Annotated in this window: 11 protein-coding genes; 7 read left to right on the forward strand and 4 right to left on the reverse strand. The window is 71.8% G+C overall.

The window, feature by feature from the left end; all coding sequences use genetic code 11:
- Together ABFX54_RS54225 and ABFX54_RS54230 are read right to left on the reverse strand one after the other, a co-directional pair.
- A partial coding sequence (locus tag ABFX54_RS54225) for an ankyrin repeat domain-containing protein (protein ID WP_346115170.1) occupies positions 1-528 on the reverse strand: 528 nt, incomplete at its 3' end.
- A 59-nt stretch (positions 529-587) separates the two neighbouring features.
- A complete protein-coding gene (locus ABFX54_RS54230) occupies positions 588-1,727 on the reverse strand; it encodes an ROK family protein (protein WP_346115171.1) in 1,140 nt (379 codons plus the stop codon).
- A 107-nt stretch (positions 1,728-1,834) separates the two neighbouring features.
- Between ABFX54_RS54230 and ABFX54_RS54235 the strand changes: the two genes are divergently transcribed.
- From ABFX54_RS54235 to ABFX54_RS54245, 3 genes are read left to right on the forward strand one after another with little or no spacing between them, the layout of a single operon-like run.
- Complete coding sequence (locus ABFX54_RS54235) at positions 1,835-2,740, forward strand: glutamate ABC transporter substrate-binding protein (protein WP_346115172.1); 906 nt, start codon at positions 1,835-1,837, stop codon at positions 2,738-2,740.
- Positions 2,740-3,384 carry an amino acid ABC transporter permease gene (locus ABFX54_RS54240; protein ID WP_346115173.1) on the forward strand — a complete coding sequence of 215 codons (645 nt, stop codon included), beginning with the start codon at positions 2,740-2,742 and terminating at the stop codon, positions 3,382-3,384. The genes ABFX54_RS54235 and ABFX54_RS54240 overlap by 1 nt, the downstream gene beginning before the upstream one ends.
- The gene (locus ABFX54_RS54245; protein WP_346115174.1) at positions 3,381-4,205 is read left to right on the forward strand and encodes an amino acid ABC transporter permease; all 825 of its coding nucleotides are present in this window, start codon (positions 3,381-3,383) and stop codon (positions 4,203-4,205) included. Before ABFX54_RS54240 ends, ABFX54_RS54245 begins: the two co-directional genes overlap by 4 nt.
- Here the strand turns inward: ABFX54_RS54245 and ABFX54_RS54250 are convergent.
- The gene (locus ABFX54_RS54250) at positions 4,168-5,634 is read right to left on the reverse strand and encodes an LCP family glycopolymer transferase (RefSeq protein WP_346115175.1); all 1,467 of its coding nucleotides are present in this window, start codon (positions 5,632-5,634) and stop codon (positions 4,168-4,170) included. The genes ABFX54_RS54245 and ABFX54_RS54250 overlap by 38 nt on opposite strands.
- Positions 5,635-5,825: 191 nt before the next feature.
- Between ABFX54_RS54250 and ABFX54_RS54255 the strand changes: the two genes are divergently transcribed.
- Complete coding sequence (locus ABFX54_RS54255) at positions 5,826-6,782, forward strand: enoyl-CoA hydratase-related protein (protein WP_346115176.1); 957 nt, start codon at positions 5,826-5,828, stop codon at positions 6,780-6,782.
- 1 nt (position 6,783) lies between these two features.
- A complete protein-coding gene (locus ABFX54_RS54260) occupies positions 6,784-7,743 on the forward strand; it encodes an alpha/beta hydrolase (protein WP_346115177.1) in 960 nt (319 codons plus the stop codon).
- Here ABFX54_RS54260 and ABFX54_RS54265 read toward each other — a convergent pair.
- Positions 7,716-9,182, reverse strand: coding sequence for an alpha/beta hydrolase family protein (locus ABFX54_RS54265; protein ID WP_346115178.1), 1,467 nt, complete (start codon positions 9,180-9,182; stop codon positions 7,716-7,718). The two genes, ABFX54_RS54260 and ABFX54_RS54265, sit on opposite strands and share 28 nt — an antisense overlap.
- A gap of 132 nt (positions 9,183-9,314) precedes the next feature.
- Here ABFX54_RS54265 and ABFX54_RS54270 point away from each other — a divergent pair, with 132 nt between their 5' ends.
- Both ABFX54_RS54270 and ABFX54_RS54275 read left to right on the forward strand, forming a co-directional pair.
- Complete coding sequence (locus ABFX54_RS54270; protein ID WP_346115179.1) at positions 9,315-10,424, forward strand: exonuclease SbcCD subunit D; 1,110 nt, start codon at positions 9,315-9,317, stop codon at positions 10,422-10,424.
- Positions 10,425-11,399 (forward strand): AAA family ATPase (locus ABFX54_RS54275; RefSeq protein WP_346115180.1); only part of this gene is annotated, 975 nt, incomplete at its 3' end.

Below are 11,399 nucleotides of genomic sequence, written 5' to 3' on the forward strand. Positions count from 1 at the left end.
GGCGTCGAGCGGGCTGCGCCCACCGGCGGGCGCGGGGTCGGCGCCACGGTCGAGCAGCGCCCTGACCACGGCCGACGCGCCCAGTCGAGCGGCACGGGACAGCGCGGTGCCGCCGGTCGAGTCGCGCACGTCGGGATCGGCGCCCGCGTCGAGCAGCGCGTTCACCACGCTCAGGTGCTCGTTGGCGGCGGCCCAGTGCAGCGCCGTGGTGGCACTGCGGCCGGCGTCCTCGCGCAGGTCGGGGTCGGCGGCGGCGGCGCGCAGCGCGGTCACCACGTCGAGGTGTCCCCAGCACGCGGCGGCGCACAGCGGCAGACCCTCGTCCTCCGCCCCGCTCTCCTTGCCGGGGTCGGCGCCGGCCGCCAGCAGCGTCCGCACGATGGCGGCATGTCCCTGCACGGCGGCCCGGTAGAGCGCCGTGCCGCCGTCGTCGCCGGGCGCGTCGGGGGACACGCCGGCGGCGAGCAGCCGCCCGACCTCCTCGGTCTCGCCGCACGTCGCCGCCGTCACCAGGTCCTCTCGTGTCATGAGCCCCAGTCTGTACGGCGCCGCCGCCCCCTATCTACCGAAATATAGGCATAAAAAATCTACATTGTAAGGGCGGCCTCCAGGAGCAGCGCTCCGGCACCCTGAAGCGCGGCGTCCCGCCCCGCCCGCGCCGGCGCGATCTCCAGATCCCTGGTCGCCAGCGGCAGGCAGCGCTCCCAGACCGCCGCCCTGATCGAGGTCAGGAGCGGCTCGGCCGCCGACAGGCTGCCCCCGACCGCCACCACGTCCGGGTTGAAGAAGTTGACCAGCACGGTCAGGACCTCGCCCATGCGCCGGCCCGCGCCGCGCACCAGGCTGGTGGCCTCGGGGACGGCGTCGTTGACCAGCGTGACGATGTCGGCCGGGCGGGTCACCGCGATGCCGGCCTCGGTGAGCGCGGTCATCAGCGCGGCCCCGCTCGCGTACGCCTCCAGGCAGTCGGGGTGGCCGCAGGCGCACATGACCGAGGAGTCGGAGCGGACGCGTACGTGGCTGATGTCGCCGGCCGCGCCCCGGCCCCGGTGCAGGCGGCCGCCCGCGATGACGCCGCAGCCGATGCCGGTGCCGGCCTTGACGACCATGAGGTTCTCGGTGCCCGGCCACCATCGGGCCTCGCCCGCGGCCATCAGGTTGGCGTCGTTCTCGACCAGGACGGGCAGGTCGTAGCGGGTGGCGAGGTGCTCGGCGACGGGGAAGTCGTTCCAGCCGGGCATGCGCGACGGCGTGACGACGCGCAGGGTGGCGGGGTCGACCGGGCCGGGGACACCGGTGCCGACGCCGCGCAGGGGGACGCCGGGGGGCACGTGCTCGGTCAGGAGCGCGTCGAAGGCGTCGGCGATGCGGTCGAGGGTGCGGCGGGGGCCTTCGGTGATGTCGCAGGGATGCTCCTCGACGACGAGGGGGTCGCCGCTGAGGCCGAGGAGGCCGAGCCGGACGTGGTGCGCTCCGAGGTCGGCCACGGCGAGCACGCCCGCGCCGGCGGAGAGGCGCAGGCGACGCGGGCGGCGGCCGCCGCGTGAGGTGCCGGCGCCCTCTTCGGCGAGGAGGCCGGCGTCGATGAGTTCCTCGACGCGGAGTGAGACGCTGGAGGCGGCCAGGCCGGATAAGCGGGCCAGCTCGGCGCGTGACTCGGCCCTGCCGGTGGCGACGAGGCGCAGCAGGTCGCCCTGTGGCCCTTGCACGGGCAGCCGCTGGTTCATGTGAGATACCTACCATGTCAAGACTTACGCCGACAATGTATTGACTTGCTACGAAAAATCCCACTACGGTCCGGCTTATCTTCGAAATCGAAGGAAGTGAGCTGTTCATGAAGAGATTCGTCGCCGTCGCCGTCGTCTCACTGTTAGCCCTGGCGGCCTGCGGTGAGTCGAGCAGCCCCGCCGTGCCAGGAGCGTCGCCGCGGCAGAGCGATGCGGTCGCCAAGGCGCCCGTCGCGGACGCTGCCGAGATCCTGCCCGGTTCGACCATGGAGAAGATCAAGCAGCGCGGCGAGCTCATCGTGGGCGGCTCGCTGGACGCGCCGCTGCTCTCGCAGCAGAACCCCGTCTCGGGTGAGGTCGAGGGGTTCGACGCGGAGATGGGCAAGGCGCTGGCCACCTACATCCTGGGCGAGCCGAAGGTGAAGATCGTCAACTCGGCGTCGGAGACCCGGGAGGCGCTGCTGGCCAACGGCACCGTGGACGTCGTCTTCCAGACGTACACGATCACCGAGGAGCGGGCGAAGCAGGTGGCGTTCGCGGGCCCGTACTACACCTCGGGGCTGACGATCGCGGTGAAGAAGGGCACGACGGGCATCGCCAAGCCGGAGGACCTGAACGGCAAGAAGGTCCTGGCGGGCGCGAACACCCCGGCCATCCCGGCGATCAAGAAGCTGGCGCCGCAGGCGGAGATCCTCACGTTCGGCAGCGACCCCGAGTGCATCCAGGCGCTCAAGCAGGACCGTGGCGTGGCGTACGTGCAGGACGAGACGATCCTCATCGCGGACGCGAAGAAGGACCCGTCGATCGAGATCGTGACGAAGCCGTTCACCGAGGACCCGTACGGGATCGGGCTCAAACACGGCGACGACCAGTTCAAGAAGTTCGTCAACGACTGGCTGAAGAAGATCCAGGACGCGGGCGTCTGGCAGGGGATCTGGAAGAACTCCATCGGCACCGTGGTGACCGGTGAGGCTCCCCAGCCCCCGCAGATCGGCTCCGTGCCGGGGTCCTGATGCCGGTCCTCTTCGAGCACCTGCCCGAGTTGTGGCAGGGGCTGATCGTGACGGTCCAGCTCACCGCCGCGTCGTTCGCCGGCGCGGCGGTGCTGGGCATCCTGGTGTGCGCCCTGCGGGTGAGCCCGGTCGGGGTGCTGCGCGCGCTCGGCACGGCGTACGTGGAGACGTTCCAGAACCTGCCGCTGCTGGTGCTGCTGGTCCTGGCGTTCTTCGGCCTGCCGGAGATCGGGCTGCAGGCGCCGCCGCTGGCGACGGCGATCATCGTCATCGCCGTGTACGAGGCCGCCTACATCGCCGAGGCCCTGCGTTCGGGCGTGAACTCGGTGTCGAAGGGCCAGGGCGAGGCCGCCAGGGCGATCGGACTGACGTTCGGCCAGTCGCTGCGGCACGTCATCCTGCCCCAGGCGTTGCGGACGGTCGTGCAGCCGCTGGGCAACATCTTCATCGCGACCGCGATGAACACGGCGCTGGCGGCGGCGGTCGGGGTGGTGGACCTGACGGCGGCGGCGCACCGGGTGAACCTGGTGGAGGCACAGCCCATTCCGATCTTCGTGGGCGCGGGCATGGCCTACGCCCTGATCGCGTCGATAGCCGGGTTCGTCACGGGCCGGCTGGAGCGCAGGCTGGTGATCCTGCGATGAGCACCGCGTTGTTCGACGAGCCGGGGCCGCGGGCCCGCCGGCGGATCAAGGTGGCGACCGTGGCGGGCTCGCTCGCGGCGGTGGCGCTCGTGGCGCTGGCCGTGCGGCAGTTCGCGGCGAACGGGCAGCTGGACGCGGAGCGCTGGCAGCCGTACGCGACGTGGCCGATGTGGCGTTACCTGCTGGACGGGCTGTGGTCGACGTTCCTGGCGGCGGTCGTGTCGGCGGCGCTGGCCATGGCGCTCGGCCTGGTCCTGGCTCTGGGGCGGTTGTCGCACCGTTCGTGGGTGCGCGCTCCCGCCGCGGCCTACGTCGAGGTGGTCCGGGTGATCCCGGCGCTGCTGCTGGTGTACGTGGTGCTGTTCGCGCTGCCGCGGTACGGGCTGGACCTGCCGCTGTTCTGGAAGCTGACCGTGCCGCTGACGGTGTCGAACGCGGCCGCGTACGCGGAGATCTTCCGGGCCGGCATCGTGTCGGTCGAGCGCGGCCAGACGGAGGCCGGACTGGCCGTCGGTCTGACGAGGTTCCAGGCGATGCGCCTGGTCGTGCTGCCGCAGGCGGCCCGGCGGGTGCTGCCGTCGATCGTCAGCCAGTCGGTGGGGCTGCTGAAGGACACGTCGCTCGGCTTCGTGGTCAGCTACGGGGAACTGCTCTACAGCGGCAAGGTCCTGGCCGCCTACAACGGGCTGCTCATCCAGACGTACCTGGTCGTCGCGCTGATCTACCTGGTGGTCAACGCGTCGCTGTCGAAGCTGGCCCGCACGCTGGAGGCCCGCCAGCGTGTCAGCCCTTCGCGGATGAGCCGCCGCAGCCTTCCGTGAGGCCCTGCGCCGGGTCCTGGCCGTCCTTGGCCTGCGGCTTCCTGGGGGTCTTCGCGGCAGTCGGCGTGGGCGTGGACGTGGAAGCCGGCGTGGACGTGGGGGAGGCGGACGCCGCCACGGGCGCCTTCGGCCGGCCCGACGCGCGCAGCGCCTTCTCCGCGATGTCGCGGATCTTGTCCCAGTCGGGGTAGCCGGTGTTGATCAGCGGCGGCACGAACTGCACGCTCGACACCTCGGCGTCCTTGACCTTCAGCGCCAGCGGCACCAGATGCTGCAGCATCGGCCGCGGGATGTCGGTCCTGATCAGCTCCTTGGTGGCCAGCGCGATCTGGTTGAACCTGGTCAGCACCGTGGCCGGGTCGGCCTGGTCGAGCAGGGCGCCGAGCACGCACCGCTGGCGGCGCATGCGGGTGTAGTCGTCGGAGTTGGTGCGCGAGCGGGCGTACCACATGGCGTCGGCGCCCTTGAGCCTGCGGGTGCCTGCCTTGACCAGGCCCTCGTTGTACTTGCCGAAGACGACGTCCTGCTCGACGCTGATCCGCACGCCGCCGATGGCGTCGATGAGGCGGGCGAAGCCCCACATGTTGACCAGGGCGTACCAGTCGACCTCGACCCCGAGGGTGTAGCCGATGGTGTCCATCAGCACCTTCGGGCCCTGGTGCTGCTTGCCGCCGAAGATCTCGGGGTGGGCGTCGGCGTACTCCCAGACGCTGTTGAGCAGGTCGCTGCTGCCGCCGTTGGCGTCCTTCGGCAGGTCGAAGCCGCCGGGGAAGCGGCGGGCCATCGGCGTGCCCGGGCGGAAGCGGACGTCCTCCAGGTTGCGCGGCAGGCTGAACAGCACGGTGTTGCCGGTCCGCACGTCGACGCTGGCCAGGTTCATGCTGTCGGTGCGCACGCCGGTCCTGTTGTCGTCGGCGTCGCCGCCGAGGAGCAGGATGTTGACGCGCTGCCGGCCGGCCCAGGGGTCCTCGGGCTTCGGTTCGGGAGGGGGCGGCTCGCCTTCGTTCTCGGGAGCGGTGAAGATCCGGTCGAGGGTCTGGCGCGAGGTGCCGGCGGACTGGGCGGCGTACCCGAACGGCACCACCACCACGATGGCGAGCAGGCCCGCCACCGTGCCGGTGAGGATCTGCCCCGACTGCGTCAGCCGGCCGGGCCGCAGCACGATGAACGAGTGGACGATCAGCGCGAACCAGGCCAGGCCCAGCACGATCCCGCCGATCATGATGGCGGTGAGCCAGGAGTCCTGGGTCGCCGAGCCGGCCAGGGTGCCGAGGTCGTTGGACAGGACGAACCCGAGCAACGCCAGCAGCAGGGCGGCGTAACAGGAGATGAGGGCGAGGCCGGTCCTGCGCCGGCCGGCGCGCAAATGGGCGGACCCAGGGGCGAGTGCCGAGAGCACCAGCCACCCGAGGACCGCTCCGGCGCTCATCGGTTCGTCAGCCTGCCGCACGCCTTCCCCGTTTCCCCGCGAATTCCACCATAGGCGCAAAGTCCGCGACCCGCGGTGAACCACGCGGTCGCGGTCGCCTCAGGCTCCCGTAGCGGCGGCAGCCTACCGATCGGATACGAAATATCTGTCTATCGATGGGTGAACATCAGTAACCGAATAAGATTCGGGGCATGGCCTTCTCTGAGATCGCGTACCAAGTGACCGATCAGGTCGCCACCGTCACATTGAAGCGTCCCGAGCGGCTGAACGCCTTCACCTTTACGATGCGCGGAGAGTTGATCGAAGCCTTCGACCTGGCCGACGCCGACGACGACGTCCGCGCGGTGGTGGTCACCGGGGCGGGGCGCGCGTTCTGCGCCGGGGCCGACCTGGGCGGCGGGGGAGGCACGTTCGCCCGCCGGGACAGGACCCGCGACAGGACCTCGAAGGGCGAGGCCGCAAGCGGTGAGAGCGCGGGTGGTGACAGCGCGGGCGGTGAGACGGTGGACCGCGAGACGGTGGACCGCGAGACCGTCGACGGCGTGCCGCGCGACGGCGGCGGCACCGTCGCCCTGCGGATCGCCCGCTCGCTCAAGCCTGTCATCGGCGCGATCAACGGGCCCGCCGTGGGCGTCGGCGTCACGATGACGCTGCCCATGGACGTGCGGCTCGCCTCGGAGACGGCCCGGTTCGGGTTCGTCTTCGCCCGGCGGGGCATCGTCACCGAGGCCGCCTCAAGCTGGTTCCTGCCCAGGATCGTCGGCATCGCCCAGGCCATGGAGTGGGCCGCGACCGGCCGCGTCTTCCCGGCCTCGGAGGCGCTCGAAGGGCGGCTGGTCTCGCGCGTGTATCCGGCGGACGAGCTGCTGCCGGCGGCGTACGCGCTGGCCCGCGAGATCGCCGAGAACACCTCGGCCGTCTCCGTGGCCGCCGTCCGAAGGCTGATGTGGTCGGGCCTGTCGGCCGCCTCGCCCTGGGAGGCGCACGCGGCCGACTCGCGCCTCATGGCCGAGCTCGGCGGCGCGCCCGACGCGGCGGAGGGCGTGACGGCGTTCCTGGAGAAGAGACAGGCCGACTTCCCGATGAAGGTGAGCAAGGACCTGCCGCCCGGTATCCCCTCGTGGCCCGACGATCCCTATCGTGTCTAGCATGTACGAGATCACCGTGCTGCCCATGCCCGACGACTTCGAGGGCGAGGTCGTGGCGACGCTGGTGTCCAGGAGGGCCGAGACCCCCTCCCGCCGGGCCGTGCTCTACCTTCACGGGTTCACCGACTACTTCTTCCAGGACCACCTGGCCGAGCACTACGTCCAGCGCGGCATCGACTTCTACGCCCTCGACCTGCGCAAATACGGCCGATCACTGCTGCCGCACCAGACCAGGGGCCTGGCCAGGAGCGTCACGGAATACTTCCCCGAGATCGACGAGGCCGTACGCGTCATCCGGCGCGACCACGACGAGCTGACGGTCAACGCCCACTCCACCGGCGGCCTGATCGCGCCCCTGTGGGCCGACCGGGTCCGCGGCCGGGGCCTGGTGCAGGGGCTCGTGCTCAACAGCCCGTTCTTCGACCTCAACGTGTCCACGCCGCTGCGGCTGGCCGCCGACCTGCTCAAGACGCCGCTGTCGTACACGCGCAGGGCCCTGCCGCTGGGCTCAAGCAACGTCTACGGCCGCTCGCTGCACCGCAGTGAGCAGGGCGAATGGGACTACGACCTGGAGCTCAAGCCGCTGGGCGGCTTCTCGGTGCACGCCATGTGGCTGGCCGCCATCCGGCGGGCGCAGCGGCGGCTGCACGCCGGCCTGTCCGTGGACGTGCCCGTCCTCGTCCTCGCCTCCGCCACGGGCCTGCGCGTACGCGACTTCGTCCCGGAGGCGCGCTCGGCCGACGTCGTGCTCGACCCCCGGCAGATCGCCCGCTGGTCCACCGCGATCGGCCCCCACGTGACCTGCGTCCGCATCCCCGACGGTGTGCACGACCTGGTGTTGTCGGCCGAGCCGGCCCGCAAGCAGGTCTTCTCCGAGCTCGACCGCTGGATGAACACCTACATCCGCCAGGGAGCCACCCAGGGGCTCCAGGCTCACCAGGGGAACGAGAACAGCCCGTAGTAGGCGGCGGCCACCAGCAGCAGCCCCGTGCCGCCCAGCACGCCCGCGACCGTCACGTGCTGCCAGCGGCCGGGCCGCAGCCCCTCACGCAGCGCCGACACGAACGCCGCCACCGCCGTGACCTCCTGGATCAGCATCAGCACCGCCAGCAGGCGGACGACCAGCCAGCCCGCCAGCACGGCGGGCCAGGCGCCCGCCTGGTTCACCGAGAACAGCACCAGCAGCGTGATGAACGCCACCACCGAGGCCAGCAGGCCGAGCCCGGTCCACGCCATCCGGCTCAGCCGGCGCCTGATCGGCGGCCACAGCCTGGCGTTGGCCTCCACGGGGGTCCGGTCGCGGTGCCGCAGGCGTACGAGCATGGCCGCGACCGGGCCCGCCACGTAGCCGACGGCGGCCAGGCAGATCGTCAGCCCGAGCATCGTGCCGCCCGCGTACCACGGGGCGGCCGGCACGTCGCTGGCCTCGAACCGCTGGACCGGCGTCGCGCCCGCCATGTGCACCGCCGGCCTGGCCGTGCCCGGCAGGCCCTTGATCCAGTTGGCCAGCGTCTCCAGGTAGCCGGCGGTGAAGTCGCCGCCGTTGACCCGCATGGCGTGGTCGCCCTTGGCCATGAAGCGGATCGTGTAGTCGTCGTTGCCGGCCATGTTGAGCGCCTTGACGAGCGCCTGGGTGGACTCGACGAAGGGGATCGACGGGTCGGTGGTGCCGTAGAAGGCCAGGACCGGCTGCTTGACCTGGCTCAGCGCGGGCATCGCGTCATAGCGCAGGAAGTCGAAGCCGACCCCGCCCATCGCCCTGGTCAGCAGATCGCGGGCGCCGATGGGGGCGCGCAGCCGCAGCAGCTGCTCGTTCAGCGCCCAGGCGACCTGGCGCAGCGGCGAGACGTTGGGCGAGGACACCAGCACCATGAAGCCCACCGCGGTGCTCTTGGCCGCCGCGATCGGCACCACCCAGCCGCCCTCCGACACGCCCCAGATGCCCACGCGGGCCGGATCGACCTCGGGCCGCGTGCGCAGGAACTCGACCATCCGCAGCGCGTCGTCGGCGAGCAGCCCGAAGTCGCGGTCGCGGAAGTTGTAGCCGATCGTGCGCTTGTCGAACGCGATCGTCACCACGCCCGCCTTGGCCAGGAACTCCGCCTGCGGCGTGAACTCCTCCCGCGAGCCGTTGCCCGATCCCGAGACGAACACCATCGCCGGATGCCGGCCAGGAGTGAGCGGCACCCGCAACGTGCCGTCGAGACGCTGGCCCTCCGCCGGCAGCGAGATCGCCTCCCGGCGGATAGGATCGGCGGCCACGACGGGCTTCAGCTCGTGGGCCGGCTGCGCCGGGATGGACCGGAAGGCCGCGTCCGTCTTGAGCGGTGGCGGGTCGAACGCGGGCGGCAGCACGTATCCGACCGAAGCGAGAGCCACCAGCACCAGGCCGGCAGCCACGCTTAAAGTGCCACGGCCAGTGCGCATCGGCCTCCCCAACTGCGTCGGTTTCCGCTGATCTTTCAGACTACTCCTGGCGTGTGGGACAGGAGAGACCGCATTTGTCGGTGAGAACTGTTAGCTTCCTGCGACATGCGGATCCTGCACACCTCCGACTGGCACCTCGGGCGCTCCTTCCACCGCGAGAGCCTGCTCTCCGGGCAGGCCGCGTTCGTCGACCACCTGGTGGAGACGGTGCGGGCCGAGCGGGTCGACGTGGTGGCGATCGCCGGCGACGTCTACGACAGGGCGCTGCCCCCGGTCGACGCCGTGGCCCTGCTCGACGAGGCGCTCGGCCGGCTGCGCGCGGCCGGCGCGCGGGTGGTGCTGATCAGCGGCAACCACGACTCGGCGCTGCGGCTGCGGTTCGGCTCGGCGCTGTTCGAGCCCGCGGGCGTCCACGTGCGCACCTGGCCCGGCCAGTCGTGGGAGCCGGTGCTGGTCGACGACGTCGCCTTCTACGGCATCCCCTACCTGGAGCCCGAGCTGGTCAGGGCCGACTGGGAGCTGCCCGACCGCAGCCACACCGCCGCCATCGCGCACGCGATGACGCGCATCAGGGCCGACGCCCCACGCCACCGCGCCTCGGTGGTGCTGTCGCACTGCTTCGTGACCGGCGGGCAGGCCAGCGACAGCGAACGCGACATCAGCGTGGGCGGCGTGGCCCACGTGCCGCTGAGCGCGTTCGACGGCGTCGACTACGTGGCGCTCGGCCACCTGCACGGCCGGCAGCGCATGTCGGAGACCGTCCGCTACTCCGGCTCGCCGCTGGCCTACTCCTTCTCCGAGGTGGGCCACGTCAAGGGGTCGTGGCTGGTCACGCTGGGGGAGGAGGCCGCGTTCGTGCCCGCCCCCGTGCCCAGGCCGGTCGGGAGGCTGCGCGGCGAGCTCGACGACCTGCTGAGCGCCCCGCGTTACGCCGCCTACGAGGACCACTGGCTGCAGATCGTCCTGACCGACCCCGTACGCCCGAAATCGGCGATGGATCGGCTGCGCGCCCGCTTCCCCCACGCGCTCGCCCTGTCCTTCGACCCGGCCGGCGGCGCGCCCGCCGCCCAGCCCGTGCGCCTCAACGGGCGGCCGGAGGCGGAGGTCGCCCTCGACTTCGTCAGGGAGGTGCGCGGCGAGCCTGCCGCACCCGAGGAGGAAGAGCTGCTAAGACAGGCCATCGAGGCGTCGAGGGTGAAGGAGACGATGGCGTAGATGCGGCCGCACAGGCTCACGCTGACGGCGTTCGGGTCGTTCCCCGGCACGGAGACGGTCGACTTCGACGCCCTGGCCGAGGCGGGCCTCTTCCTCGTCCACGGTCCCACCGGCGCGGGCAAGACCACGATCCTCGACGCGCTGTGCTTCGCCCTCTACGGCCAGGTCCCCGGGCAGCGCAACAGCGCCCGCAGTCTGCGCTGCGACCACGCCCCGCCCACCGTGGGGCCGTCGGTCACGCTGGAGGTGACGCTGCGCGGCCGGTTACTGCGCATCCAGCGCTCCCCGGCCTGGCAGCGGCCCAAGCTGCGGGGCACGGGGTTCACCGAGGAGAAGTCCAAGGTCGTCCTGTCGGAGTGGCAGGGCGCCGACTGGCACGGCCTGACCACGCGCCTCGACGAGGCCGGTGATCTGGTGAGCGGGCTGCTGGGCATGAACGCCGGGCAGTTCTGCCAGGTGGCGATGCTGCCGCAGGGCGACTTCGCCAAGTTCCTGCGGGCGGACGGGGACGAGCGGTCGAAGCTGCTCGAACGGCTGTTCACGGTCAAGGTGTTCACGGCTGCCGAGTCGTGGCTGGCCGAGCACCGCAAGCTGGCCTGGCGGGAGGCGCAGGAGCTGCGGCAGCAGGTGGACTTCGCGGTCAAGCGGGTGGAGGAAGTGGCCGGCACCGACCTGCCCGCCCTGCTCGCCGCACGCACCCTCGCCGCGCCGGCGCCCGTGGACCCGGTGGCGCCCGTGGACTCGGCGTCGCCCGTGGACTCGGTGGCGGCCGAGGATTCGGTGGCGGCCGAGGGCGCGACGACGTCCGCCGGCCCGACGCCGGCCGATCCCGCGCGCAGTGAAGTGGCCTCCCAGGGGGAAGCCTCCGGTGAGGCGGCGTCGGGCAGAGCCGCGTTCGGAGTGGCGGCGTCCGGTCAGGCGGCGCTCGGAGTGGCGGCGTGCCCTGGGGCGCCGTCCACTGTCACGGGGCCCGCC

The organism is Nonomuraea maheshkhaliensis, assembly GCF_039529435.1.
GTDB lineage: Bacteria > Actinomycetota > Actinomycetes > Streptosporangiales > Streptosporangiaceae > Nonomuraea > Nonomuraea maheshkhaliensis.

Excerpts from the sequence above, each read along its gene's own strand:
- ABFX54_RS54230 (WP_346115171.1), bottom strand. The coding sequence starts at position 1,727 with ATGAACCAGCGGCTGCCCGTGCAAGGGCCACAGGGCGACCTGCTGCGC.
- ABFX54_RS54235 (WP_346115172.1), top strand. The coding sequence starts at position 1,835 with ATGAAGAGATTCGTCGCCGTCGCCGTCGTCTCACTGTTAGCCCTGGCG.
- ABFX54_RS54240 (WP_346115173.1), top strand. The coding sequence starts at position 2,740 with ATGCCGGTCCTCTTCGAGCACCTGCCCGAGTTGTGGCAGGGGCTGATC.
- ABFX54_RS54245 (WP_346115174.1), top strand. The coding sequence starts at position 3,381 with ATGAGCACCGCGTTGTTCGACGAGCCGGGGCCGCGGGCCCGCCGGCGG.
- ABFX54_RS54250 (WP_346115175.1), bottom strand. The coding sequence starts at position 5,634 with ATGAGCGCCGGAGCGGTCCTCGGGTGGCTGGTGCTCTCGGCACTCGCC.
- ABFX54_RS54255 (WP_346115176.1), top strand. The coding sequence starts at position 5,826 with ATGGCCTTCTCTGAGATCGCGTACCAAGTGACCGATCAGGTCGCCACC.
- ABFX54_RS54260 (WP_346115177.1), top strand. The coding sequence starts at position 6,784 with ATGTACGAGATCACCGTGCTGCCCATGCCCGACGACTTCGAGGGCGAG.
- ABFX54_RS54270 (WP_346115179.1), top strand. The coding sequence starts at position 9,315 with ATGCGGATCCTGCACACCTCCGACTGGCACCTCGGGCGCTCCTTCCAC.